The sequence below is a fragment of the Azoarcus olearius genome (assembly GCF_001682385.1).
Classification (GTDB): domain Bacteria; phylum Pseudomonadota; class Gammaproteobacteria; order Burkholderiales; family Rhodocyclaceae; genus Azoarcus; species Azoarcus olearius.
On the sequence record NZ_CP016210.1, the window covers coordinates 2,228,996 to 2,253,227 of the forward strand.

At 68.8% G+C, this 24,232-nt stretch carries 18 protein-coding genes; 7 read left to right on the forward strand and 11 right to left on the reverse strand.

Annotated elements, in window-relative coordinates:
- Nucleotides 1-129: 129 nt before the first annotated feature.
- From dqs_RS10295 to dqs_RS10315, 5 genes are all read right to left on the reverse strand, one after another.
- A complete protein-coding gene (locus dqs_RS10295) occupies nucleotides 130-1,707 on the reverse strand; it encodes a GMC family oxidoreductase N-terminal domain-containing protein (RefSeq protein ID WP_065340414.1) in 1,578 nt (525 codons plus the stop codon).
- Nucleotides 1,704-2,306 carry a gluconate 2-dehydrogenase subunit 3 family protein gene (locus dqs_RS10300; protein ID WP_065340415.1) on the reverse strand — a complete coding sequence of 201 codons (603 nt, stop codon included), beginning with the start codon at nucleotides 2,304-2,306 and terminating at the stop codon, nucleotides 1,704-1,706. The genes dqs_RS10295 and dqs_RS10300 overlap by 4 nt, the downstream gene beginning before the upstream one ends.
- A gap of 210 nt (nucleotides 2,307-2,516) precedes the next feature.
- Nucleotides 2,517-3,035: a flavin reductase family protein gene (locus dqs_RS10305; RefSeq protein ID WP_084018418.1), complete on the reverse strand. Its 519-nt coding sequence runs from the start codon at nucleotides 3,033-3,035 to the stop codon at nucleotides 2,517-2,519.
- Nucleotides 3,032-4,162: an LLM class flavin-dependent oxidoreductase gene (locus tag dqs_RS10310; RefSeq protein WP_065340416.1), complete on the reverse strand. Its 1,131-nt coding sequence runs from the start codon at nucleotides 4,160-4,162 to the stop codon at nucleotides 3,032-3,034. The genes dqs_RS10305 and dqs_RS10310 overlap by 4 nt, the downstream gene beginning before the upstream one ends.
- Before the next feature lie 135 nt (nucleotides 4,163-4,297).
- Nucleotides 4,298-5,314, reverse strand: a complete 1,017-nt coding sequence (locus tag dqs_RS10315; RefSeq protein ID WP_065340417.1) for an AraC family transcriptional regulator — start codon at nucleotides 5,312-5,314, stop codon at nucleotides 4,298-4,300.
- Between the two features lie 281 nt (nucleotides 5,315-5,595).
- On the opposite strand from dqs_RS10315, the gene dqs_RS10320 reads away from it, so the two are divergent.
- Genes dqs_RS10320 through dqs_RS10330 form a run of 3 tightly spaced genes read left to right on the forward strand, consistent with a single transcriptional unit; the run spans nucleotide 5,596 to nucleotide 9,829 of the window.
- On the forward strand, nucleotides 5,596-8,322 hold the full coding sequence (locus dqs_RS10320; RefSeq protein ID WP_065340418.1) for a molybdopterin-dependent oxidoreductase: 2,727 nt from the start codon (nucleotides 5,596-5,598) through the stop codon (nucleotides 8,320-8,322).
- Nucleotides 8,319-8,966: a 4Fe-4S dicluster domain-containing protein gene (locus tag dqs_RS10325; RefSeq protein ID WP_011765680.1), complete on the forward strand. Its 648-nt coding sequence runs from the start codon at nucleotides 8,319-8,321 to the stop codon at nucleotides 8,964-8,966. Before dqs_RS10320 ends, dqs_RS10325 begins: the two co-directional genes overlap by 4 nt.
- Nucleotides 8,963-9,829 (forward strand): DmsC/YnfH family molybdoenzyme membrane anchor subunit, encoded by an 867-nt coding sequence (locus dqs_RS10330; protein WP_065340419.1) that lies wholly within the window; start codon nucleotides 8,963-8,965, stop codon nucleotides 9,827-9,829. Before dqs_RS10325 ends, dqs_RS10330 begins: the two co-directional genes overlap by 4 nt.
- Before the next feature lie 108 nt (nucleotides 9,830-9,937).
- Here dqs_RS10330 and dqs_RS10335 read toward each other — a convergent pair whose 3' ends face one another.
- Entirely contained in the window at nucleotides 9,938-10,963 is a 1,026-nt protein-coding gene (locus dqs_RS10335) for an AraC family transcriptional regulator (RefSeq protein WP_011765682.1), read from the reverse strand.
- A gap of 588 nt (nucleotides 10,964-11,551) precedes the next feature.
- On the opposite strand from dqs_RS10335, the gene dqs_RS10340 reads away from it, so the two are divergent.
- From dqs_RS10340 to dqs_RS10355, 4 genes are read left to right on the forward strand one after another with little or no spacing between them, the layout of a single operon-like run.
- Nucleotides 11,552-12,613: a WD40/YVTN/BNR-like repeat-containing protein gene (locus tag dqs_RS10340; RefSeq protein ID WP_065340420.1), complete on the forward strand. Its 1,062-nt coding sequence runs from the start codon at nucleotides 11,552-11,554 to the stop codon at nucleotides 12,611-12,613.
- A gap of 44 nt (nucleotides 12,614-12,657) precedes the next feature.
- Nucleotides 12,658-15,030, forward strand: coding sequence for an efflux RND transporter permease subunit (locus dqs_RS10345; RefSeq protein WP_065340421.1), 2,373 nt, complete (start codon nucleotides 12,658-12,660; stop codon nucleotides 15,028-15,030).
- A 55-nt stretch (nucleotides 15,031-15,085) separates the two neighbouring features.
- Entirely contained in the window at nucleotides 15,086-16,684 is a 1,599-nt protein-coding gene (locus tag dqs_RS10350) for a DUF1302 family protein (protein ID WP_065340422.1), read from the forward strand.
- 16 nt (nucleotides 16,685-16,700) lie between these two features.
- The gene (locus dqs_RS10355; RefSeq protein ID WP_065340423.1) at nucleotides 16,701-17,969 is read left to right on the forward strand and encodes a DUF1329 domain-containing protein; all 1,269 of its coding nucleotides are present in this window, start codon (nucleotides 16,701-16,703) and stop codon (nucleotides 17,967-17,969) included.
- A gap of 588 nt (nucleotides 17,970-18,557) precedes the next feature.
- Here the strand turns inward: dqs_RS10355 and dqs_RS10360 are convergent.
- The 5 genes from dqs_RS10360 to dqs_RS10380 form a co-directional block, all read right to left on the reverse strand.
- Nucleotides 18,558-19,316 carry an SDR family NAD(P)-dependent oxidoreductase gene (locus tag dqs_RS10360; RefSeq protein ID WP_065340424.1) on the reverse strand — a complete coding sequence of 253 codons (759 nt, stop codon included), beginning with the start codon at nucleotides 19,314-19,316 and terminating at the stop codon, nucleotides 18,558-18,560.
- 288 nt (nucleotides 19,317-19,604) lie between these two features.
- Nucleotides 19,605-21,062: an indoleacetamide hydrolase gene (iaaH, locus tag dqs_RS10365; RefSeq protein ID WP_065340425.1), complete on the reverse strand. Its 1,458-nt coding sequence runs from the start codon at nucleotides 21,060-21,062 to the stop codon at nucleotides 19,605-19,607.
- A 43-nt stretch (nucleotides 21,063-21,105) separates the two neighbouring features.
- Nucleotides 21,106-22,503: an amidase gene (locus dqs_RS10370; RefSeq protein WP_065340426.1), complete on the reverse strand. Its 1,398-nt coding sequence runs from the start codon at nucleotides 22,501-22,503 to the stop codon at nucleotides 21,106-21,108.
- Nucleotides 22,500-23,372 (reverse strand): alpha/beta fold hydrolase, encoded by an 873-nt coding sequence (locus tag dqs_RS10375; RefSeq protein WP_065340427.1) that lies wholly within the window; start codon nucleotides 23,370-23,372, stop codon nucleotides 22,500-22,502. Before dqs_RS10375 ends, dqs_RS10370 begins: the two co-directional genes overlap by 4 nt.
- Nucleotides 23,369-24,109 (reverse strand): aspartate/glutamate racemase family protein, encoded by a 741-nt coding sequence (locus dqs_RS10380; RefSeq protein WP_236778677.1) that lies wholly within the window; start codon nucleotides 24,107-24,109, stop codon nucleotides 23,369-23,371. Before dqs_RS10380 ends, dqs_RS10375 begins: the two co-directional genes overlap by 4 nt.
- Nucleotides 24,110-24,232: the final 123 nt, after the last annotated feature.

Here is a 24,232-nt window from a genome sequence, read left to right on the forward strand (position 1 = left end):
CAGCCATGCTCGGACGGCGGGCGGGCGTGGGAATCGGCTGGGTCATGGCGGTGTCCTGCGGGCGTTGGGGGCGCCCACGGTACGACGTGCGCCTGACACCGTCAATCGACGCGCCGCCGCACGGGGCGGCTATGGGGCGTAATCGCTCCAGTTCGCCACCAGGTGCGCAGCGGTGCGGTGTGCCAGTGCCGACGCGGTGAAGGTGGGATTGACCGCACCGCCGCTGGGGAACAGCCCGGGGCCGGCGATGAACACGTTGGCCAGCTCGTGACAGCGGCCCCAGCCATCGGCAACCGAAGTTGCGGGGTCGCTGCCCATGCGGGTGCCGCCGATCAGATGCATGCTCGCCATCGGGCCATGCCAGGCCTCGCGCGCGCCGGCGCTGTTGAAGATCGCCACGCCCTCCTTCATCGCATGGGCGTACAGCCGCAGCGCGTTGTCGTCGAAGCGATGGACCACGCGCATCTTCGCCATGCCGGCGCCGTCGGTGCCCGGTGCAAGTTCGACGCGGTTCTCGGCCAGCGGCAGGGTTTCGCCCACCGCCGTCATCGAGGCGAAGCGCGTGGCGGCCTGGCCCATGAAGCTGTTGAAAGCGCTGCCGTGCAGGTCGGGCCGGCTGCAGGCGATGCCGAGCAGGTCGTTGGGCTTGGTCGAGTGCGCAATCAGCCACTGGTAGCCGCCGATGAAGTCCTTGCCCTCGCGCTTCGCCTTGCCGTAACCGTCCTGGCAGACGAGCTGCCCGCCGCTGACGCCCAGGTGGCAGTCGGTGGCTTCGTCGAACAGGCCGAAGACGCCCCCGGCTGCGTGCGTGTGCAGGTAGCGGCCGACGGTGCCGGACGCGTTGGCCAGCCCCTGCGGATGGCGGTCGGTGGCGGAGGCCAGCAGCAGGCGCGGCGTCTCCAGCGCAAAGGCGGCAAGCACCACCAGCGCAGCGGGCTGGAACACCCGCTCGCCGTCGGGCCGGGCCACGATCACGCCGATGCTGCGCGTGCCTGCGGCGTCGGTGACGATGCGCTCGACGCGGTGGCGGTAGTTCAGCTTCGCGCCGGCGGCCTGCGCCCACTTCAGATACGTCACCAGCGGGTTCGCGAGCGCGCCGGTGGGACAGCCCGCGTCGCACCAGCCGTCGTAGATGCAGGCCTCGCGGCCGCGATAAGGCGCGGTGGCGATTGCCAGCGGCAGCGGCGCGACGTGCAGGCCGTGGCGCTCGAAACCGCGCGCGAGGATTTCGCCCTGACGGAAGCGCGGCACCGGCGGTAGCGGATACTCCGCGCCGGGCGGGCGCCAGCGTTCCGCCGCGGCGTCACCGGCGATGCCCACCTCCTCCTGCACCGCGTCGTAGTGCGGACGCAGCGTGTCGTAACCGAACGGCCAGTCGGCGGCCACGCCGTGGCGGCGCTGCATCTCGAAATCCTCCGGATGCAGGCGGAACCAGCACGCGTAATGGTGGGCGGCGGTGCCGCCGGCGCCCTGCCCCGTGTTGAACGTGATGCCCAGCGGATGATCGCCGGCGCTGGCCGCGAGATCCGGCGTGCCTTTCAGCCGGCGCGCCCAGATCTGCGAACTCACGAGCGCTTCGGTGCCGCGTGCGGCGCCGGCTTCGAACACCGTCACCTGCTTTCCGGCGGCGGCGAGCTTGGCGGCGACGAGGCTGCCGGCCTGGCCGGCGCCAACGACGACGACTTCGGTTGCGTCCAGCGTCCTCATCCGCGCAGCCTCCCCGTCGCCGCAGTTTCGCCCGGCCAGCGCGCGGGCGGTTCCACATGGGCGCGGTAGTCCAGGCCCAGCCGTTCGATGCCGGGGCGGGTGCCGAACACGAGGTCGGCGGCATCGGCCTTGGTCACGAAATAGAACAGTCCGGCCGGCGGACCGGCCCATCCCTCCGCCTGCCCGCTGGCAACCGCATCGACGAGGCTGCGACGCGCGTCGGCATCCAGCGCCGAGAAGCCGCGGCCGTGACGGCGCCGGGCAAGCGCATCCACCGCGGCCAGGCCGTCGCGGTAGAACGCGGCGTGGCCGGCGGGCCAATCCATGTAGCGCAGGAAAAGGGTGTTCTCATGTCGTGGCAGCGCGAGCTGCGCGGCCAGGTATTCGGCGGCGCCGGCTGCGGCAGCGCCCGGCACCAGGGCCTCGGCCCACGCCCGCCAGCGCGCCAGCGTCGGGCGGTCCAGGGTGGCGGCGTCTGCCGCGCGGGCCGCGGCTGGCCCGGCAAGGGCGGCGAGCGCCGCGCCGGCGCCCGCCTTCAGCACGCCGCGGCGGGTGACCTTCGGCGGGGCTCCCGCGCTGTCGGGAGGGTCTTGCTTCATCGGAATGTCCTCCGGGCGGTGAAAGGGTCGGGCCGCCGCGCAGCCACAGGCGGCGGGCGATCCGAAGCTAGCGGGCCGGCGGGCGAAGGGCTATCCGGCAACTGCAGTGCTTGTCCGGAAACGGCACGCAGGTGCCGGCGCCCGCCGGGTGCGGGCTGCGTCACGGTGATGGTGGCGCTGCTCGGCGTTTCGGCCGGCGCGCGGCCGCGCTCATGGCGCCGCTTCCGGGTGCAGGCGGGCGAAGGCGCCGTCGCGGTAGAGCAGCGGCATCGCGTCGGGCGCGGTGCGTAGTTCGACCACATCGGCGATCACGATCGCGTGGGTGGCGGATTCGTGCATCTCCACCACACGGCAATCGAAGCTCGTCAGCGCGTCGGCCAGCAGGGGCGCGCCGGTGCGGGCGGTCTCCCAGCGCCCTTCGGCAAAGCGCGCCTCGCCGCTGCAACGGCTGGAGCCGAAGCGCATGCACAGCGCGCCCTGCCCTTCGGCCAGCATGTTGACCGCGAGCACGCCGCTCGCACGCAGCAGCGGAAAGGCGCTGGCGGCGGTGTTGATGCAAACGAGCAGCCGCGGCGGTTGGGTGCTGACAGAACACAGCGACGACACGGTGAGTCCGCCGCGCACGCCGTCGTGCGCGGTGGTGACCACGGCGGTCGGCAGCGCCAGCCGCCGCATGCCGCGCCTGAAGGCTTCCGCCGACAGCGGCGCTTCCAGCACCGCGCTGCTCATGGCGCCACCTTGAAGGCCTTGCGCAGTCCGCGGGCTTCCAGGATGGGCAGCACGGTGTCGCGGAAGTACGGGAATTCCTCGGCGTAATCGACGAAGGACAGCGTCGAACCGGCGAAGCCCGCCTCGTGCAGGGCGCAGATGCCGTCGGCCACCTGCTGCGGATCGCCCACCAGCGGATAGCCGCCGTGGCCGCCGGAGAAGCGGTCGCGGATCAGCTTGAGCTGGTCCTTCGGGAAGGACTCGGCGTGGGCGAACATCAGCCGGATGATGTTGTCGACCGCCGCCCAGTCGGCGTGCTGCTGCGAGTAGTAGTGGTGGTAGTCCTCGGCTTCCTTCTGCGTCGGCCGGCACACGACGTAGGAGAAGGTCAGCACGTCGATGGCACGGCCCTTGGCGGCGGCCATGGCCTTGATCTCGGCGATCTCCGCCCTGGAGCGCGCCAGGTCGATCGCCGAGGTGAACAGGAAGTCGGCGTTGCGGGTGGCGAAGTCGCGGCCCTGGGCAGAGCCGGCGGCGTTGAAGATGGGCACGCGGTCCACCACCGGATGCGGCTGGCCGTAGGCGCCCTTCAGCTTGAAGTACTCGCCGTCCCAGTCGAAGGGCGCGCTCTCGTACCACAGCTTCTCGATGATGTCGTACCACTCCTGCCCCATGCGGTAGCGGGTGTCGTGGTCGTCTGGCAGGGTCTGCCCCATCGCGTCGTATTCCGGCTTGTTCCAGCCGCAGACGATGTTGAGGCCGGCGCGACCCTTGCCGATCTGGTCGATGGTGGCGATCTGCTTGGCGACCACCACCGGGTGGTTGCAGGCGGTGTGGATGGTGGCGAACACGTTGATGTGCCGGGTGTGCGCCAGCAGGCCGGCGGCCCAGGTCATCGTCTCCAGCACGTTGCCGTGGAAATCGGTGGCGCCGCCGTAGCCGATCCAGCGCGCGATCGGCAGCATGAACTCGATGCCCGCGGCGTCGGCGAGCTTTGCCAGCCGCAGGTTGTTGTCCCAGGTGTTCTGCCAGCGCTCGGGCACCTGGGTGACCGACATGCCGCCGGAGCAGTTGGCGGCGAAGAAGCCGAGCTTGAACTTGTTGTCGTTGCGTACCGGCGGCACGAAGCCGCTGCTGCGTTCGCTCATGTTCGTGTCCTTGTCATCTGTCTGTTGGGGGCCGGCTCTTGGCGGCCGGTGTGCCCAATCTAGTGACGCGGTACGTGGCGAACTATCCCGAAACTCTGGCGCCTATCCGGATGTTGCAGAAATCGCCTGGGCTGCTCAGCGGCCGAGCGTGGACGAGGGGCTTTCGCCGAAGCAGCGTTTGTAGTCCACCGCGAAGTGGCCGAGGTGCGAGAAACCCCAGCGCATCGCCACGTCGGTCACGGTGGTGGTGTCGGGGGCGCTGCGCAGCAGTTCCTGATGGACGCGCTGCATCCGCACGTCCTTCAGGTACTGCATCGGCGTGGTGTCGCGGTACTTGCGGAAGCCGGCGAACAGCGAGCGGGTGCTGACGCCCGCGTGTTCGGCGAGTTCGCCGATGGTGAGCGGCTCGTGGGCCTTGTCCTCGATGTAGCGCTCGGTGCGGCGGATGAAGTGCGGCGCGATCGACGGGCCATCCTGCGCGAGGCGTTCGGAGTAGTTGTGCGGCTGGCACATCAGGAGCGTGGTGATCACCATCTGTTCCACCTGCGCGGAGAACAGCGGCGAATCGAGCACCGCTTCGCCCTGCGGGTTCTCGTGGCCGATTTCCTCGCACAGCCACTTCATCAGCCGCACCCAGGATTGGCAGCGGGTGCTGCCCAGGGCCATCTCCGGCAGGAACTCCACCGGCTCGCGCAGCGTGCCGCCCAGGTGCTGGCGGCAGTGACGTTCCAGCGTTTCGCGGTCGATGCGGATGAAGAGTTTGTCGGTGTCGGCCCCGTGGCGAATGCTGACCGCCTGCGTGGGGCTGACCACCGAGGCCACGTCGGTATTGGAATTGACCGTGTGCCCCGCGTGCTCCACCACTTCCGATCCGCGCAGCGGCATCTGGATCAGCGTGAAGTCGCCCAGCTGGCCGGGATCGATCGCCACGCTGGCGCCGTAACGCATGCGCCCCACGCCGATGCCGCGTATCGGCCGCAGATACATCTCGGCGCCGATGCGCTGGCTGCGGTCCACCACCCGCAGGCGATGGTCGCAGAACACCCGCGACACCTTGTCGCGCGCTTCGTCGAGGTCCGAGGTGCGGAACAGCGGAAAGTTGGCAAGCAGGGGTCTTGCGCCCGCGGGCGCAAAGTGGCCTTGCAGTTCCATGGCGTCTCCTCCATCGCTCCTGTCATGGCAGGAATTGTTTATATCTAAATTAAAACAGAAGCCGTTCCCGCCCGTCTATTACTTTTCCCATAGCCGCAGGCGGGTTATCCCCGCTTTGGGCGGTGTGCAGCCGGACTGCGCTGCGGAAGCTGCGGCGGCGGGACAGGCGCTGCAGCCTGCGGATAGTGGCCAGGTCGGCCAGTTCATAAGCTCCCTGCCGTAGTGCCCCCGGTTTCGGCCGGGGCCGCATCCCAACGACCTGCAAGGAGCATCGCAGCCCCATGAGCAGCACGCGCAAGGTGTCCACCTACTGCTACCAGTGCGTCAATGGCCCGGACATGCTCACCGTCGAGGTGACCGACGGCGTGGCGACCACGGTGGCGCCCAATTTCGCCGCCAAGGGCTACCACCCGGCGGACGGCAAGGTCTGCGTCAAGCCCTACGGCCTGGTGCAGAAGATCTACAACCCCAACCGCATCCTCAAGCCGATGAAGCGGACCAACCCGCGCAAAGGCCGCGGCGAGGACCCCGGCTTCGTCGAGATCGAATGGGAAGAGGCGCTCGACACCATCGCCGCGAGGCTCAATGCCATCCGCGCCGAAAGCCTGGTCGATGAGGACGGCTATCCGCGCGTCGCCTTCACCACCGGCGGCGCGGCCACGCCCTATTTCTACATGGGCACCTTCGCCTCCTTTCTCGCCGCCTGGGGGCCGGTGGATCAGAGCCTGGGCGCGGGCGGCACGGTCAAGTGCTATCACACCGAGCACGTCTACGGCGAGCTGTGGCACCGCGCCTTCACCGTCTGCCCGGACACGCCGCGCTGCGAATACATCGTCTCCTTCGGCAACAACATCGACGCCTCGGGCGGCGTCACCAGCGTGCGCCGCCATGCGGATGCACGGGCGCGCGGCATCAAGCGGGTGCAGATCGAGCCGCACCTGTCGATCACCGGCGCGTCCGCGAGCGAGTGGATTCCGATCCGGCCCAAGACCGATCCAGCCTTCCTGTACGCGATGCTGCACGTGCTGCTGCACGAGCGCCCGCTGGCGGATCTCGACCGCCCCTTCCTCAAGGCGCGCACCGGCTCGCCCTACCTGGTCGGCCCCAACGGCTTCTTCCTGCGCGATCCCGCCAGCCGCAAGCCGCTGATCTGGGACGCGGGCAGCCAGCGCGCCGTGCCCTTCGATACGCCGGGGGCCGATCCCGCGCTGCTCGGTCGCTACAGCCTGAGCGGGCTGGAAGTGGGCGCCGACGGCAAGGAGTGGATGCACGGCGCGGTCGAGGCGACCACCGCCTTCGAGGTGACGCGCGAGATGGTGGCGCCGCACACGCCGGAATGGGCGGCCCCGATCACCGACGTGCCTGCGGCGACGATACGCCGCATCGCCAATGAGTTCGTCGAGCACGCCCGCATCGGCGAGACCATCGAGTTCGAAGGCCGCACCCTGCCCTTCCGCCCGGTGGCGGTGATGCTGGGCAAAAGTGTGAACAACGGCTGGGGCGCCTACGAATGCGTGTGGGCGCGCACCATGCTGATGGTGCTGGTGGGCGGGCTTGAGGTGCCGGGCGGGCTGCTCGGCAGCACGGTGCACATCTCCGGCATGGACTTCGACCGCATGGGCTCGGTCGCGCCCAGCCCGGACGGCTTCCTCGACTACCCCTTCAACCCCACCGACAAGGAGCACTGGGCGGCGCAGCCGCAGGTGCGCCACGGCCACACCACGCTGATCCCCATCATCGGTGGCGGCCTCACCAGCCAGCTGATGGGCTCCACCGTGCTCACCTGGATGCGCCTGCAGGGCCGCGCGGCCGACAGCTGGGGCCAGCCCAAGCCGCCCGACCTGTGGTTCGTCTATCGCTGCAACCCGAACATCTCGTTCTCCGAGACGGACAAGATGGGCGAGACGATGGCGACCTTCCCCTTCACCGTCGCCTTCTCCTACACCCAGGACGAGACCAACCACTTCGCCGACCTGGTGCTGCCCGAGGCCATCGACCTCGAAAGCACCCAGCTCATCCGCCTCGGTGGCACCCACTACTTCGAGCAGTTCTGGGACAGCCAGGGCTGGGTGCTGCGCCAGCCGGTGGTGGAGCCGCGCGGCGAGGCCAGGGACTTCACCTGGATCTCGACCGAGCTGGCCAAGCGCACCGGCCTGCTCGAGGCCTACAACACCATGATCAACATGGGCGCCGCCGGCCTGCCGCTGAAAACCGACAAGTACGACTTCTCGCTCGACGTGAGCAAGCCGCATACGGTGGAGGAAACCTGGGACGCGGTGTGCCGCGCGGCGAGCGCCGACGTGACCGATGGCGCCGCCAGCGACGGTCTCGCCTACTTCAAGGAAAACGGCTTCCGCGTCAAACCCTTCCCCAAGATCAACTGGTACCTCTACCCGAAGATGGAGGACATGGGCCTGCGTTTCGAACTGCCCTACCAGGAGCGCGTGTTGCGCATCGGTCAGGAACTCGCCGCGCGCCTGCACGAGCAGGGCGTCACCTGGTGGGACCGCCAGCTGCACGAATACGAGCCGCTGCCCACCTGGAAGGACCTCAACAAGCTGTGGGCCGACGCCTACGAGCGCGCCTACAAGATCAAGGCCAGCGACTACCCGTTCTGGCTGCTCACCGCGCGCAGCATGCAGTACGCCTGGGGCGGCAACGTCAGCCTGCAGATGATTCGCGAGGTGGCCGCCAACGTCGCCGGCCACGACGGAATCATGATCAACGCCAAGGTGGCCGACGAGATGGGCATCGCCCAGGGCGACCGCATCGAGGTCACCTCGCCGGTCGGCGTCACCAGCGGCCGCGCGCTGCTGCGCCAGGGCGTGCGGCCCGACACGGTGGTGATGGTCGGCCAGTTCGGCCACTGGAAAACGCCTTACGCCAAGGACCTCGACATGCCCAGCCTCAACAACCTGGTGCCGATGAACATGGACCTGGTGGATGGCACCGGCTCGGCGGTCGACGCCGTCCTCGTCAAGATCAAGAAGATCGGGAGCAAGCGATGACCCGCTACGTAATGGTCGCCGACCTCAACCGCTGCGTCGGCTGCCAGACCTGTACCGCCGCCTGCAAGCACACCAATGCCACGCCGCCGGGCGTGCAGTGGCGCAAGGTGCTGGATGTGGAGATGGGCGAATACCCCAATGTCGAACGCCTCTTCATGCCGGTCGGCTGCCAGCACTGCTCCGACCCGCCGTGCATGGAGGTCTGCCCCAGCACCGCCACCGGCCAGCGCAAGGACGGCATCGTCACCATCGACTACGACATCTGCATCGGCTGCTCGTACTGCGCGGTGGCCTGCCCCTACCAGGCGCGCTACAAGGTGGAAACGCCGCGCTTCGCCTACGGCGAGCAGCCGACCGAAACCGAGGCGCTCCGCTTCGACGAAGGCCGCATCGGCGTCGCGCAAAAGTGCACCTTCTGTTCGGACCGCGTCGATGCCGGCCTCGCCCGCGGCTTGAAGCCCGGCGTCGATCCGGATGCGACACCCGCCTGCGCCAACGCCTGCATCGCCAACGCGCTCACCTTCGGCGACCTCGAAGACCCCGACAGCAATGTCTCGAAGCTGCTCACCGACAACACCTGGTTCCGCATGCACGAGGAACTGGGCACCGAGCCGGGCTTCTTCTACCTGTGGAACGAGAAATGAACCCAAGCAAGTTCGGACGTTTCGGCACCGCCCACCAGACCAGCTGGGACTGGCGCGCCGCGGGCAACTTCATCGGCGGCGGCAGCGGTTCGGCGCTGATCGCGCTGGCCTCCTTCACCGCCTACCCCGGGGCGACGCCGCTGTGGGCGCTGCTCGCCGGCCTCGCGCTGATCGGTGCCGGGCTGCTCTGCGTATGGGCGGAGATCGGCCGCCCGTTGCGTGCCTTCAACGTGCTGTTCCACCCGCAAACCTCGTGGATGACGCGCGAAGCCTTTGTCGCGGCGCTGATCTTCGCTTCGGCCGCCGCCGCGCTGGCGACGGGCCTGGTCGGGGTGTCGTGGCTCGCGGGCGCGCTGGCCCTGCTCTTCCTGTACTGCCAGGGGCGCATCCTGCGCGCCGCGCGGGGAATCCCCGCGTGGCGCCAGCCCGGCGTGGTGCCCTTGATCGCCGCCACCGGGCTGGTGGAAGGCGCGGGCGTGCTGCTCCTGCTGTCGCTGGCGTTCGGGTCCGCGTCGACGCTGCTGTGTGGGCTGCTGCTCGCGGTGGTGGCGGTGCGCGCGCTGTGCTGGTTGAGCTATCGCCGACGCCTGTTGGCAGGCGACGTGACCCCGGCCACGCGGCGCGCGCTGGCGCCCGCCCACGTCGGACTGATGCTGGCGGGCACGCTGGCGCCGGTTGCCGCGCTCGTCGCCGCGCTGCTCTGGCCTGCGGGCGCCGGGGTGCTGGGAGCGCTTGCGGCCCTGCCCGCGGTGGCGGCCGGCTGGCATTTCAAGTTCCTGCTCGTGACGCGCGCGGCGCAAGTGCAGGGTTACGCGCTCGGCAAGACGCTGCGGCGCGGTCATCCGCTCGCCCAGCCGCGCTGATTCGCGCAGCCCATCTTCCATGGCGGTGCGCGGGCTACAGTCTGCGCACTTTTAACGGCGGGGCCGCGTGCCTCGCCGCTTTTTTTTGAGACGGCCGCGCCGCCGTGCTCAACCGCGCGCCAGGGTTTCCGACGGGCTTTCGCCAAAGCGCCGCTTGTAGGCGGCGGTGAAGTGGCCGAGGTGGGAGAAGCCCCAGCGCATCGCCTCGCTCGTCACCGTGGTCTGCCCCGGCCGGCCCTCCAGCAAGGCCTCACGCACGCGGCGCAGGCGCACCTCGCGCAGATGCAGCATCGGCGTGGTGTCGCGGTAGCGCTTGAAGCCGGCGAACAGCGAGCGGCTGCTGACGCCGGCGTGCGCGGCGAGGTCGACGATGGTCAGCGGTTCGTGCGCGTTGTCCTCGATGTAGCGCTCCACGCGCTTGACGAAGGCCGGGGCGATGCTCGGCGCATCGGCCTGCAGTTGTTCGCTGTAGTTGTGCGGCTGGCACACCAGCAGCATCGAGATCAGCATCTGTTCGAACTGGGCCGCGAGCAGCGGGTAGCGGCTGGTGATCACCTCGCCGTCGGCCACGCTGTCCAGCTCGGCCACCAGCCAGCGCAGCGCGCGCATCCACTGCTGGCCCGCCGCGGTATCCAGCGGCATGTCGAGGCGAAACTCCAGCGGCTGGCGCAGCGCGTGGCCGAGGTGTTGCAGGCAGTGGCGTTCGAGCACGTCGCGGTCGATGCGGACGAAGAGCTTTTCGGTGCCGGCTTCGTGGCGCAGCGAGAAAGGACGTTGCGGGCTGGCGACGGTGGCGATGCGCCGGCTGGAATTCACCACGATGTCACCGCTGCGCAGGATTTCCGCGCCGCTCAGCGGCATCTGCACCAGCAGGAAATCCTCCAGGCAGCCCGGCTCCACGGCCACGTGGGCGCCGTAGGTCATGCGGCCGATGCCCACGCCGCGCAGGCGCTTGAAGCACATGCGGGCGTCGATCGAGCTGTGGCGGTCGAGCAATTGCAGTTTGTGATCGCAGAAAACCTGGGCGCCCCGCACGCGCGCCTCGTCCACGTCGCGGGTTTCGAACAGCGGGAAGCGGGCCAGCGCCGGGTCGGCGGGTGGGGCGAATTCAGGGGCGGTTCCAGTGGCAAGCATCACGTCGTTCTCCTGCGGGGTCGGCGCTGTCTTTGTGTTGCGCGCGCGATGGCGGCTTCGGCGCGGGGTCTTGCACCACCCGGGTGCGGCCGATGCCGGGCGTGGTGCCTCGCCGGCCCTGTTTCGGCGCGCTCCGTGGCGGTTTACCGCCCGATCGCGCCGCCCTCACCGGCAGCAGGGTGGTTTAAGCAAGAACAATTCCAAATTGAATGAAATGGCCGCCAGAAGCCGCCCGTCACCCGCGCGCTGCACGCGACTGCCGCGGTGCCGGGGCGCGTGCATTTTCACGACTTGCCGGCCTGCGACTGGCGCTCCGCGATGGAGGCGGTGGATGTCGCCATGCGCGCGAGGCGCGAGCGCTGTTGCCAGCGTCATGAACCGGAAAAGTGCTTACGCCACAGGGAGATGGGCACAGCGCACACGAACGGGCCGGACGGACGATGCGGCTGCGCGGAGCGCGGAGGAATCCCTTGCGCGCAAGGGATAAGGCATGCGGTGGGCGGATAGTCCCTGTGGGGCGCGGGCTCTAGCTTAGAGGGCACAAAAAGCCGTCAAGGCGAAACCCCCAAACGCACCCGACAGAACGACATGGACCGCATGCCAGACCAGATCGCTTCCCTTTCGCCGCCGCCCGCCGCGGCCGCTTCCAAACCCGCCCGCTCGGCGGCCAGCTACGTCGTCAGCGCCCTGCCCTGGGCGATCATCGGCGGGCTGTTGTGGGCGGGCCTGTTCGTGAAGCCGCAGCCGGTGGGCGCCACCTTGCAGCCGCCGGTGCTGGAGCGGCGCGATCACTACTACGGCCTGGCGGTCGGCCCCGAGGGCCGGCTGCTCGCAGTGGGGTCCGGCGGCAAGATCCTGCGCATCGACAGCGCGTCCGGCCGCATCGACCGCGTGCCCGCCCCCACCACGCAGACGCTGCAGGACGTCGCCACCTGGGATGCCGGCCGCGCGGCGGCGGTCGGCAACGACGGCGTGATCCTGGTCTCCGGCGATGGCGGCGCGAGCTGGCAGCAGGTGGCGGAGGTGCCGCGCTCCGAGGTGGCGAACAAGCTCACCCGGGTGGAAACCGGGGCCGAAGGCCTCGCTGTCGCCACCGGGGAAATGGGCGCCTTGCTGATCACCCGCGACTACGGCGCCACCTGGTCGCGCCTGCGTGACGAGGAAGACCTGGCCTGGAACGACGTCGCACTGCCCGGCGGGGCGCGCATCGTGGTGGTGGGCGAATTCGGCCGCATCCTGGTCAGCGACGATGGTGGCAGCCACTGGACGGAGCCGCCCGCGCCGGTCGGCAGCTCGCTGATGGCGGTCGCCTTCCGCGACGCCACCCACGGCGTGGCAGTGGGCCTGGAAGGCGTGGTGCTGCAGACGCGCGATGGCGGCCACACCTGGACCGCGGCCGAGCTCGGCTTCCACGACCACCTTTTCGACATTGCCTGGGATGCCGCGCAGCAGCGCTGGGTCGGCGCCGGCGCGCTCGGGCGCTGGATCGCCGCCGATGCGCAGGCGGCGCAGTGGCAGAGCGGCCGCCTGCACGAGCGCGATCTCTCCTGGCACACCCGCGTGCTGCCGGTGGCCGGCGGCCCGGCGTGGTTTGCCGGCGCCAACATCGGCCGCTGGGACGGCCAGGCCTGGAACACCCTCGGCAACTGAAGCGCGCGCCCGCGCGTGATCGCCCCAAAACAGAGAGCAGAAAAATGATCGAACGCATCGCGGAGTTCTGTATCCGCCGCCGCAACCTGGTCGTCGGCGCGCTCGCCGTGCTGACCCTGGTCCTCTCCTGGTTCGCGCTTCATGTGGAAGTGCGCACCGTGTTCGAGGACATGCTGCCGTCGCGCCACGAGTACATACAGACCCACCAGAAGTTCAAGGACACCTTCGGCGGCTCGAACATGGTCACGATCATGGTCGAGGTCGACCAGGGCGAGATCTTCGACGCCAAGGTGCTGGAGAAGGTGCGCACCATCACGCTGGGTCTGCGTGAAGTGTCGGCGGTCAATCCCTACCAGATCACCTCGCTCGCCTCCAAGAAGCTGAAGGAGGTGCGCGCCTCCACCGACGGCATCGAGACCAAGCCCTTGATGTGGCCCGACCTGCCCGCCAATGCGGAGGAGATGGCCGCCCTGCGCGATTCGGTGCTGCGCAACCCGCTGGTGTATGGGCCCTATGTGTCCAAAGACCTGCAGGCCACCCTGATCACGGTCGACTTCATCGACCGCGAGGTGGATTACGCCACCGTGTTCCGCGAGATCCGCGACCTGATCGCGCGCGTCGATGACGGCTCGGTGAGCATCCGCGTGGTCGGCGATCCGATGCTGTACGGCTGGGTGAACCACTACGTGCCGGAGACGATCAATCTGATCGCCGCCGCGATGGCGCTGACGCTGGCGATGCTGTTCGTGCTGCTGCGCACCTGGCGCGGCGTGCTGCTGCCGCTGCTCGCCGGCGTGGTCAGCGCAATCTGGGCGCTCGGCATCTGCCAGTTGCTGAAGGTGCATTTCGAACCGCTGGTGATCGTGGTGGCGATGCTGATCACCTCGCGGGCGGTGTCGCACTCGGTGCAGATCGTCAATCGCTTCGACGACGAACTCGCGGTGTTGCCGCCGGGCGCGGACTGCGCGCGGGTGGCCGCCAAGGTGGCGCTCGCCGACCTCTTCCGCCCCGGCATGCTGGGCGTCATCGCCGATGCCGCGTGCATGGCGGTGGTGGCGCTGTCGCCGATTCCGATGCTGCAGAAGCTGACGCTGCTGTCGGTGATCTGGGTATCCACGCTGACCATCAGCGCGGTGATCCTGACCCCGGTGCTGCTGTCCTACATCCGCCGCCCGCACGGCACGGTGCATCCGGTGGATTTCGCGCCGCTGCTGCGCAAGGTGCTGGACTTCGGCGTGTGGATGGCGACCTCGCGCTTCCGCTACGCGGTGATCGGCTGCAGCGTGGTGGTGATGGCGGTGTCCGGCTACTACGCCTTCCACCTCAAGGTCGGCGACGCCAATCCGGGTTCGCCCATCCTGTGGCCGGAGGCGCGCTACAACGTCGATTCCGCCGCCATCAATGCGCGCTTCCAGGGCGTGGACCGGATGTTCATCGTCATCGGCGAGGACGGCAAGGAAGGCCTGGTCAAGTCCAACGAGGTGCTGCACGCGATGAACAGCTTCCAGCGCTTCATCGAGGCGCAGCCGGAAGTGGGCGGCTCGCTGTCGATCGCGGACGTGATCCCGGTGGTGAACAGCACGCTGCGCGAAGGCAACCCGCGCTACCTGGAACTGGGCGACAGCCAGGCGGTGAACGGCAGCCTGGTGGCCATTCTCGACTCGGTATCGGAGCCGGGCGACATGGACCGCTTCACCGACACCGCCTACGCCAACGGCGCCGTGACGATGATGTTCCGCGACCGGCAGGGCGAGACCATCCGCACCGCGGTGGCGCGCATCAAGGAATTCATCGACACCCATCCGCTCGCCGAGGGCAAGTGGCAGCTTGCCGGCGGGCTGATCGGCGTGATGGCGGCGGTGAACGAAGTGATCCTGTCGAGCCAGATCGAGCACATCGCGCTCGCCCTCTTCGTGCTGGTGGTGATCTGCACCGTGGTGTACCGCTCCACCGTGGCCGGCATGCTGTTCATGGTGCCGGTGATCATCTCCAACACGCTCACCTTCAGCTTCATGGCCTGGAAGGGCATCGGCATGAACATCAACACCGTGCCGGTGGCCGCGCTCGGCATCGGGCTGGGCGTCGATTACGCCTTCTACGTGGCCGACCGCATCAAGGAAGAGATCGCCGCCGGCAGCACGCCGGAGCACGCGATCCACGAGGCGCTGCACTCGGCCGGCATGGGCGTGCTGGTCACCGCCAGCGTGCTGATCTTCAGCACCCTGCTGTGGTGGGCGTCGTCGCTGCGCTTTCAGGCCGAGATGGGCCTGCTGATGGCGATCTGGCTCGGCGTCTCCGCCGCCTCGGCGCTGTTCGTGATGCCTTCGGTGATCTACGTCTTCCGCCCCGCCTTCATCTTCGGCCGCCAGGAAAAGCCGGTGCTCGCGGGCCTGCGCCCGGCAGCGGCGGCCGCCTGAACCCTCTCCACCCTCTCAGCGCAGCACCCATTCGACTCACCTCCAGGGAGCATTCATGAAGAAGAGAAGCAGCACGACCAGACCTGCCCGCGCCCTCCTCGGCACCGCGATCGCGTTCGCCTTTGCGCTGCCGGCCCTCCCCGCCTTCGCCGACGACAGCAACCTCAAGGTCGACGGCTACCTGCGCCAGGAGATGTCCTGGAACATGCAGGACTGGGAAGACACGCCCAACTACAACGACCGCGGCAAGCTGTCGATGGCGCGCACCACCGCCCGCCTGAACCTGGACTGGAAGGCCACCGAGAACGTGTCGGTCGTCGCCAAGCTGCGCGCGGTGGGCGAAGTGCAGACGCCCTTCCTGCGCCACCTCGAAAAGATGGGGGCCAACAACTACCGTGATGGCGACATCATGGATCTGTACAACCGCAACCACATCAGCGACGTCATCCGCGAGCTGTACGTGGATTTCACGCTTGGCGACCGCACCCGCGTGCGCCTGGGCAAGCAGCAGATCGCCTGGGGCGAAACCGACTTCTTCGCCGCCAACGACCTCGTGCACGGCTTCGACTGGACCTGGCGTTCCTTCCTGGAACCGGCCAACGAAGAACTGCGCAAGGCCAACATCATGGCCAAGGTGAATGTGGACGTGCCGGAACTGGACGGCGGCCTCGAGATGTTCATCCGCCCGGGCTGGGACCGCAAAAGCGACATCGGCACCGAACTCGAAATCTACGGCGGCCGCTGGTCCAGCCAGCCGTGGGCGGGCGTCGATTTCCGCAACATCGACCCCTATGACTACCGCAACGACAAGGGCGACGTGCGCGACGTGACCGGCGGCGTCCGCTGGAGCGGCATGGCGGGCGACATCAACTATTCGCTCTCCTACCTGAAGACCTACTGGGCCAGCCCGATCATGAACGGCACCAGCAAGTTCAACGGCATGCCCGGCACCAGCCCGGTCAAGACCGAGGGCCGCGCCGATACCAACGGCCTGTTCGGCGACATCATCTACCCGACCGTCGATGTATTCGGCTTTACCGCCAGCGGCTACGCGGACTGGGCGGACGCGGTGTTCAGCACCGAAGTCGCCTATATCAAGGACGCGCCCTACAACTTCTCGTCGATTCCCGGCTCCTTCGGTTCGCAGGTGGTGGCGCCGGGCTTCGACGGCGTGAAGTACAAGGACGTGCTCGCCTGGATGATCCGCATGGACAAGAACCTGGCCTTCACCCAGTCGCTGCTGGGCACCGAAAAGCCGATGTTCTTCTCGGTGCAGTTGTTCGACAAATGGATCCAGGGCTACGACAAGGACGAGCGCCTGCTGTATTCGGTGGGCTGGGGCGGCAAGGCCAAGGAACACTCCTTCCTGCTCACCGGCATCTTCGGCCTGTCGTATGACAACGGCCGCGTCCGTCCGGAACTGGTGGTGGGCACCGACCTGAGCAACGGCGGCGGCTTCGCGGTGCCCTCGGTCACCGTCGAACTCTCCAAGAACTGGCGCTGGAAGGTGGAGTACGACAAGTTCTGGGACGACGAATGGCGCGACAGCAACAAGTGCGCCGCGCCCAATGCCAGCAACTGCGACAGCACCACGCTGTTCGGCTACTTCCACAAGCGCGACCAGCTCTACACCAGCCTGACCTACCTGTTCTGACCCCCGGAGCCTCTTCATGAACGACATCAAGAAACCTGTGCTGCGCGCGGCCGCCGCGGTCATCGCCCTTGCCGCCTGCGCGCTGGCGCACGCCGCCGAACTGCCGGCGGGCACGGTCATCTCGGCCGAGAACATCGACAAGGTGAAGAACGACACCTTCGAAGGCCACACCATCGCCAGCCTGCTGACCGAAAAGATGGAATGGCGCATCCGCAACAGCGGCATGAAAGTGCCGCTGGCGAAGGCCAAGGAGATTCCGCTCGATCCGAAGTGGGTCAAGGCCTCCGCCGCCAACGCCGGCAAGACCAAGATCAACGCCGAGACCTGCCAGGTGGATGGCTGGCAGGCCGGGCAGCCCTTCCCCGACATCGACATGAAGGACCCGCAGGCCGCCGAAAAGGTGATCTGGAACTGGCACCTCGGCCAGCTCTCCGGCGACCTCGCCCACGCGCCCTTCTTCACCCAGGTGCTGATCGACGGCGAAAAGGGCGTGCACGCCGAGCCGGTGGCCGAATTCATCCGCTACTCGATGAAGGGCCGCTTGTCCGGCGACGCGGTGGAAGGCGACGGCAGCGAGCGCGGCCGCCAGCTGCTGTACTTCAAGGCCCCGTCCGACATGAAGGGCCTGGGCACCTTCACCGTGATGTACGACAACGCCAAGGTGCCGGACGTGTGGGCCTACATCCCGGCAGTGCGTCGCGTGCGCCGGCTCTCCGGCGGCGCCTGGATGGACCCGGTGGGCTCGTCCGACCAGCTGCAGGACGACCTCGAGATCTTCAACGCCCGTCCGTGCTGGTACACCGGCTACAAGATGCTGGGCAAGCGCACCGTGCTGGCGGTGGCGCACAGCAAGACCCCGCTGTGGAACCGCAACGGCAAGACGTTTGAAGAGAAGTACCCGGTGCTGGAAAACAAGGCGCCGTTCTGGAACATGAACGGCAACGTCTATGAGCCGCGCGAGGTGTACGTCATCGAGGCCACCACGCCGTCCGAGCACCCGTACAGCAAGAAGGTGCTGTACGTGGATACCAAGTACCCGCGCATCTACTACGGCGAGGCCTACAACCGCAAGGGCGAGTTCTGGAAGATGATGGAATTCCACTCCTACCCGGCCAAGGCGGAAGACGGCTTCACCGACGTCCGCAGCGCCGGCGGCGCCATCATCGACTTCCAGCGCAACCATGCGACGGTGTTCCTGGTCGATTCGGGCTCGTGGAAGACCAACGTACCCGGCATGAGCCAGAAGGACTTCACGCTGCAGACGCTGCAGGCGGCGGGTCGCTGAGCCGGGTGACGGGCGGCGCGCAGGCGCCGTCCGGGTTGCAGTAATAAGGGGTGCCCCGGGTTTTCGGGGTGCCCCTTTTTACTTTCTGCCCGGGAGTCGAAATCCCGCTAAGGGCTGCGGGGTTTTTCCCTCCCCTTCAAGGGGGTGAAGCGGGGGTTTCGGCAAACATCGCTTGCCGCCCGCTGAACGACGGAGCGCAGCGGAGGCTCCCGGGTTGGGCCGATTTGCTCCCTCCCCTTCAAGGAGGTGAGGCAGGGGTTTCGGCAAGCACGCTTGCCGCCTGTTGAACGAAGGAGCGCAGCGGAGGCTCCCGGGTTGGACCGATTTACTCCCTCCCCTTCAAGGAGGTGAGGCAGGGGTTTCGGCAAGCACGCTTGCCGCCTGTTGAACGAAGGAGCGCAGCGGAGGCTCCCGGGTTGGACCGATTTACTCCCTCCCCTTCAAGGGGAGGGTTGGGGTGGGGATGGGGTTAGTTTGGGAGCCAGTTCCATCGCCCGGAACCCCATCCCCATCCCCGCCTTCCCCTTGAAGGGGAAGGAGTTGGCTCGCGGACGCTGGATCGTCGTCGCCCGGTAGCGCCCTTTCCCCCTATCCCGCGCTCATCCCCCCATCCACCGCCAGCGCTGCCCCGCTCACATACGACGACTGCCCTGACAGCAACCACAGCACCGCCGCGCTCACCTCCCCCGGCATGCCGATCCGGCGCATCGGCACGCCCTCGTCGTACATGTGGTCGTCGCCGCCCGTGACACGGTCGTAGCTCGGTGTCTTGATCGGCCCCGGACACACCGCGTTCACCCGGATGCCGCGCGCCGCGTAATCCAGCGCGGCCGCGCGCGTGGCGCCGACGATGCCGTGCTTCGCCGCGACGTAATAGGCCAGCCGCGGCATCGCCTTCAGGCCGAAGATCGAACTGTTGTTGACGATGGCGCCGCCTCCGCTGTCGAGCATCGCCGCGGCCTCGTACTTCATCATGTAGAGCACGCCCTTGAGGTTGATGTCGATCACGTCGGACAGGTCGGCATCGGGCGTCTCGTGGATGTCGCCGAATTCGCGCTGCAGGCCGGCGTTGTTGAAGGCGCCGTCGAGCCGGCCGTAGTGGTCGAGCGCGCAGCGCACCAGGGCCGCGCAGTCCGCCGCGCGCGAGACGTCGGTGACGCGGAACACCGCCTGCCCGCCGAGTGCGCGGACCGCTTCGACCACTGCCTCGCCCGCCTCGGCGCTGCGGTTGCCGATCACGACGCGCGCGCCGGCGCGCGCCAGCGCCAGGCAGGCATCGCGGCCCATGCCGCTGCCGCCGCCGGTAACGATGATGACTTTGTCTTGCAGGTCTGTCGGGTGGGGCATTGTTATCGCTCTCAGAGGGGAAAACGGGAATTGGCGATTCAGCGCATCGCTGTCTCGCTCCTTCCCCTTCAAGGGGAAGGTTGGGATGGGGATGGGGTCAATGGGCGCCGCGAACCCCACCCCGACCCGGGAGCCTCAGCTGCGCTCCGTCGTTCAGCAGGCGGCAAGCATGCTCGCCGAAACCCCTGCTTCACCCCCTTTAAGGGGAGGGAGAAAGACAGCGCCACTCAAGCGCACAGGCCCGCCCGCCGGTTGGCGCAGCGGGCCTGTGTTTGTGCGGGCACGGGATCAGAACGCCGACGCCACCCGCCCCAGCACCGCTTCCAGCGCCATGCCGATCGACAGCAGCCGGCGGTCGCCACCCGCCGGGCCGTCCAGTTCCATGCCCACCGGCAGCCCGGTGCGCGGACCCAGCCCGATCGGCAACTGGATCGACGCCAGGCAGGCGCTGGCGGCGGGTTCGGTGTTCTGGATCAGCGCCTGGAAGTTCTCCGGCAGGCTCACCTCCGGGCGTGCGAGCGGCGCCACCACGGGCGTGGTGGGAAACACGAAGGCGTCGAGCTGGTAGCGCTCGAACAGCTCGCGGTAGCGCGCCTTGAGTGCGGGCCGGCCGTGGCGCACCGCTTCCTGGTAGGCGGGGCCGACATCCACCAGGGTGCCGCCGGGGCCGAAGGTCTTGCGCGCCAGCACCAGATCCCGGTACAGGCCCTTCACGTCCGGGCTGGCGATCTGTTCGTACAAGGTCTCGATGCTGATTCCCGGCCCCTGCTCGCGCAGGTAGGCCACCATGTCGTCGTAGGCTTCGTGGAACACCACGGCGAAGCCGATCGGCTCGTTGAGTTCCTTCAAGCGCGCATCCGGTACTTCGATGAAGCGCACACCGGCCGCTTCGAGCTTCTTCACCGCGGCGTCGGTCAGCGCCCGGGTGTCGTCGTCGAGGTTGGCCCAGAAGCTGTCCACCACGCCGAGACGCAGGCTGTCGAGCCGCACCGGGTGCAGCGCCTGCTCGCCGCTGATGAGCGCATCGAGCAGCGCGACGTCCGCCATGCACAGCGCCATCGGGCCGACCGTGTCGCGGCTGTTGGCGATCGGGATCACGCCCTGGCCGGAGTAGCGGCCCCACGACGGCCGCAGCGACGCGCAGCCGTTGAGCGCGCACGGAATCCGCATCGAGCCGCCGGTGTCGGTGCCGAGTGCCGCGACCGCCATCCGCGCGCCGAGCGCGGCGGCGCTGCCGGACGACGAACCCCCGGCGATGCGGGTTGGATCGTAGGGGTTGCGCACGCCCACGCTGTCCGGGTGGTGGAAGGCGTGGTTGTAGCCGGTGGCGCCGAAGGCCAGCTCGTGCATGTTGGTCTTGCCGAGGATGACCGCGCCGGCTTCGCGCAGCTTGCGCACCGTGGGCGCGTCCTGGGCCGGAACGAAGTCCGCCAGCGCCGGCGTGCCTGCCGTGGCGGGCAGCCCGGCGGCGTGGATGTTGTCCTTGACGACGATCGGCAGCCCCGCGAGCGGGCCCTGCGGCTGGCCCGCCGCGCGCGCGGTGTCGGCCCGCCGCGCGGCGGCGAGCGCGTTGTCGGCGTCGAGCGTGATGAAGATGTTGAGTTCCGGGTGCGCCTGCGCGCGCGCGATGCAGTCGCGCATCAGCGCTTCGCAGCTGAGGCTGCCGGCGGCGATGCGGGCCGCCGCTTCGGCAAGCGTGGGCCCGGCGGCGAGGCCGGGGCCCTCGGTGGTGCGGGTCGAGGTCATGCGGTTTCTCCTGTGGGGCTTGTGTGTGCGGGGTCGGGGCGTTTCACAGCGGCGGGTGCGCGCGGTGCCAGTGGGTGATGGCCTGCAGCGCGGCGCCGGCCGCGAGCAGCGTGGCTTCGCCGCCCTTGCGCGCGATCAGCTGGCAGCCCACTGGCAGGCCGGCGGCGGTGCTGCCGCAGGGCAGCGCGAGGGACGGCGAGCCGCTGATGTTGAGCGGCGCGGTGAACTGGATCAGGCGCTGGTTCAGTTCCGGGCTCTGCGCCAGTTCGCCGAGCCGCGCGTGCGTGGGCGCCGCAAAGGGCTGGACCGGCGCGAGCAGCAGATCGACACCGGCCAGGGCGCGCTCCAGCCGTCCGCCAAAATCCAGCGCGGCGAGCTGGGCGCGGTGATAGTCCATCGCGCTGGCGGCGCGCCCGACCTCGATCAGCCGCGCCAGCGCGGGGCCGTAGTCCGCGGCGCGGGCGGGATAGGTGGCCGCGTGCGCCACCGCCGTCTGCACGCCGCACAACAGCTCCCACGCGCCGGCGAGCGGCCAGGACTCCGGCAGCTCGAGCTCCACGATCTCGGCGCCGCCCGCCACCAGGGCTTCACGCAGGCGGGCGCAGCCGGCAAGCACCTCGGCGTCGGAGCCGCGCACGTTCCAGGCGGCGTCGATGCCGACCCGCAAGCCGGCCAGGCCGCTATGGCCAGCAGCCCGCGGCGCGTCGTCGAGCGAGGTCGGGTCGAGCGGATCGGGGCCGGCGATCGCCTGATACATCAGCGCCACGTCGCGCACGCTGCGCGCCATCGGGCCCACGTGGTCCAGCGTGGGCGCCAGCGGAAACACGCCGTGCCGGCTCACCCTGCCCCACCCGGGTTTCAGCCCGGAGAGCCCATTGGCCGCGGCCGGAAAGCGGATCGAGCCGCCGGTGTCGGTGCCGAGTGCGGCAAAGCACAGGCCGGCGGCGGTGGCGACGCCGGAGCCGCTGGAGGAGGCGCCGGTCCAGTGGTCCGCGCCCCAGGGGTTGAGCGGCGCGGCGAGGTCGGGATGCGGGGTGGCGAAGGCGCCCTCGGTCATCTGCAGCTTGCCGAGGATGACCGCACCCGCCTCGCGCAGGCGCCGCACCACCGTGGCGTCCTCATCGGGCACGAAGTCGGCGAGCACCGTGGTGCCGCGGGCAGTAACGGTGCCGCGCGTCCAGAACAGGTCCTTCACGGCGACAGGCACGCCATGCAGCGGTCCGCGGTAGCGGCCGGCCGCGATGTCCGCCTCGGCTTGCGCGGCGGCGGCCAAGGCCTCGTCCGCGGTGACGCGGGCATACGCGTGCAGGCGGCTGTCGAGCGCGTCGATGCGCGCCAGCATGTGGCGCGTCAGTGCCAGCGGCGAGATGTCGCCGGCGCGCAGCAGTGGCGCGAGTTCGGCGATCTCCAGGTAATGCAGTTCGGGGGCCGTGCGGCTCATGCGGCGTACCCGCCGAGAAAGGCGAGCGCGGCGGCGTTGAACTCGTCCGGCCGCTCGGTCTGCAGGTGATGCGCGGCATTGCCGACGACATGCAGCCGGGCATCGCGGAAGCGGTTGAGCATCAGCATCGGCACGTCGATGCCGCCGAACCAGTCGTGCAGGCCCCAGAAGATCATCGTCGGCACCTTCACCTGCGGCAGCAGCGCGGTGAGGTCTTCCGGCCGGCCGAAGAAGCCCGGCGTCTTGATCAGGTCGAGGAAGGCCGGGTTGATGCTGGCCTCGTAGCGCAGCCGCACGTTCTCGTCGTCCACGCGGCTGTCGTCGTGGAATTCGAGGCGGGCGATCAGCGCCCGCATCTTCTCCAGGCTGGGGCCGCCGGTGTCGCGGAAGTAGTCCGGGAAGATGCCGCGCGCGTGCTTGCTGGCGAGCGGCAGCGGGTTGATGACGCCCTGCGCCACCGGCTGCGAACCGATCATCACCAGCCGCCCGAGGCGCTCGCCGTGGTCCACCGCGAGGCGGATCGCGACACAGCCGCCGAAGCTCTGGTTCACCAGATGCGCGCGCGTGATGCCGAGCGCGTCCATGAAGCCGAGGAGCTTCTGCGCATGCCAGCTGAACACCGGCCCGTCGACCACCACCATGTCGGACTGGCCGTACTGCGGCAGGTCGAGGAAGTAGCAGCGGTGGTGCTTGGCGAACGCCTGCGCCGACAGGCGGAAATTGCTCCAGCCTGTGCTGCCCGGCCCGCCGCCGTGGGTGAAGATCACCGGCAGGCTGTCCTGCGGGCCGTCGATCTGCTGGTAGTGCAGGCGCAGGCCGTCCACCGTGACGAAGCGGCTTGCGGGCGTCTCCAGGTGTGCGGTGCTCATGTGTTCACCTCCTTGCTTGCAGCGTGGAAGGCCTCGTCCTTGAGGGTTTCGGGCGACGGGTAGGCGAGCTTGCTGTGCGCGAGGCCGAGGTCGAGGAAGAGTTCGCACAGCTTGTAGGCGACCACGCCGGGGTTGAGCACCGGCACCGGCAGGCGCGCGGCGAGATGGGCGTGGGACTGGTGCATGGTGGTGGAGCCGAGCACGATCACGTCGGCGCCGTCCTTGGCGATGGCGTCGCGCGCGGCCTCCTCCAGCTTGCCGAACAAGACCTCCTCCTTGCCGGAGAGCAGCGCGGAGGCGTCGGGCCGCACGTCGATCGAACGGATCGAGGCGAGTCGCGACTCCAGCCCGTATTCCTTGATGGTCTTGCGATACAGCGGATACCAGCGCGGCCACATGGTGAGGATGGAGAAGCGGTGGCCGAGCATCGCCGCAAGGTGAAAGGCGCTCTGCCCCGGCGCCAGCACCGGGATGGAAAGCCGCGCGCGCAGCGCGGCAAGACCGGAGTCGCTGACGGTGTTGATGCACACCGCGTCGAAACCGTCGTCCTGCGCCCGCATGCCGGCCTCGATCACCGCCATCTCCATGATGGCCATGTCGTAGTAGCTGTCGGCCAGCGTCATTACCCGGCCGGCGCCGACGAATTCCACCTCGATGTCGGGCCGACGCACACCGGGCGGAAGCTGGGATTCCACCATCGGACGCGTGGCGTCGCTCATCGGGACGGGGAAGATCATTTTGATTTTTCTGGGCATGGCTGTTCTCCGGTTGGCGGCGTTTGGGGTTCTTCCCCCTCCCCTTCAAGGGGAGGGTTGGGGTGGGGATGGGGTTTGCGCGGCCCCCTCGCCTGTCCAACGACG

What these genes read in the sequence shown, in the direction of transcription:
- dqs_RS10295 (WP_065340414.1), bottom strand. Translation starts at nt 1,707, where the DNA reads ATGAGGACGCTGGACGCAACCGAAGTCGTCGTCGTTGGCGCCGGCCAG.
- dqs_RS10300 (WP_065340415.1), bottom strand. Translation starts at nt 2,306, where the DNA reads ATGAAGCAAGACCCTCCCGACAGCGCGGGAGCCCCGCCGAAGGTCACC.
- dqs_RS10305 (WP_084018418.1), bottom strand. Translation starts at nt 3,035, where the DNA reads ATGAGCAGCGCGGTGCTGGAAGCGCCGCTGTCGGCGGAAGCCTTCAGG.
- dqs_RS10310 (WP_065340416.1), bottom strand. Translation starts at nt 4,162, where the DNA reads ATGAGCGAACGCAGCAGCGGCTTCGTGCCGCCGGTACGCAACGACAAC.
- dqs_RS10315 (WP_065340417.1), bottom strand. Translation starts at nt 5,314, where the DNA reads ATGGAACTGCAAGGCCACTTTGCGCCCGCGGGCGCAAGACCCCTGCTT.
- dqs_RS10320 (WP_065340418.1), top strand. Translation starts at nt 5,596, where the DNA reads ATGAGCAGCACGCGCAAGGTGTCCACCTACTGCTACCAGTGCGTCAAT.
- dqs_RS10325 (WP_011765680.1), top strand. Translation starts at nt 8,319, where the DNA reads ATGACCCGCTACGTAATGGTCGCCGACCTCAACCGCTGCGTCGGCTGC.
- dqs_RS10330 (WP_065340419.1), top strand. Translation starts at nt 8,963, where the DNA reads ATGAACCCAAGCAAGTTCGGACGTTTCGGCACCGCCCACCAGACCAGC.
- dqs_RS10335 (WP_011765682.1), bottom strand. Translation starts at nt 10,963, where the DNA reads ATGCTTGCCACTGGAACCGCCCCTGAATTCGCCCCACCCGCCGACCCG.
- dqs_RS10340 (WP_065340420.1), top strand. Translation starts at nt 11,552, where the DNA reads ATGGACCGCATGCCAGACCAGATCGCTTCCCTTTCGCCGCCGCCCGCC.
- dqs_RS10345 (WP_065340421.1), top strand. Translation starts at nt 12,658, where the DNA reads ATGATCGAACGCATCGCGGAGTTCTGTATCCGCCGCCGCAACCTGGTC.
- dqs_RS10350 (WP_065340422.1), top strand. Translation starts at nt 15,086, where the DNA reads ATGAAGAAGAGAAGCAGCACGACCAGACCTGCCCGCGCCCTCCTCGGC.
- dqs_RS10355 (WP_065340423.1), top strand. Translation starts at nt 16,701, where the DNA reads ATGAACGACATCAAGAAACCTGTGCTGCGCGCGGCCGCCGCGGTCATC.
- dqs_RS10360 (WP_065340424.1), bottom strand. Translation starts at nt 19,316, where the DNA reads ATGCCCCACCCGACAGACCTGCAAGACAAAGTCATCATCGTTACCGGC.
- iaaH (WP_065340425.1), bottom strand. Translation starts at nt 21,062, where the DNA reads ATGACCTCGACCCGCACCACCGAGGGCCCCGGCCTCGCCGCCGGGCCC.
- dqs_RS10370 (WP_065340426.1), bottom strand. Translation starts at nt 22,503, where the DNA reads ATGAGCCGCACGGCCCCCGAACTGCATTACCTGGAGATCGCCGAACTC.
- dqs_RS10375 (WP_065340427.1), bottom strand. Translation starts at nt 23,372, where the DNA reads ATGAGCACCGCACACCTGGAGACGCCCGCAAGCCGCTTCGTCACGGTG.
- dqs_RS10380 (WP_236778677.1), bottom strand. Translation starts at nt 24,109, where the DNA reads ATGATCTTCCCCGTCCCGATGAGCGACGCCACGCGTCCGATGGTGGAA.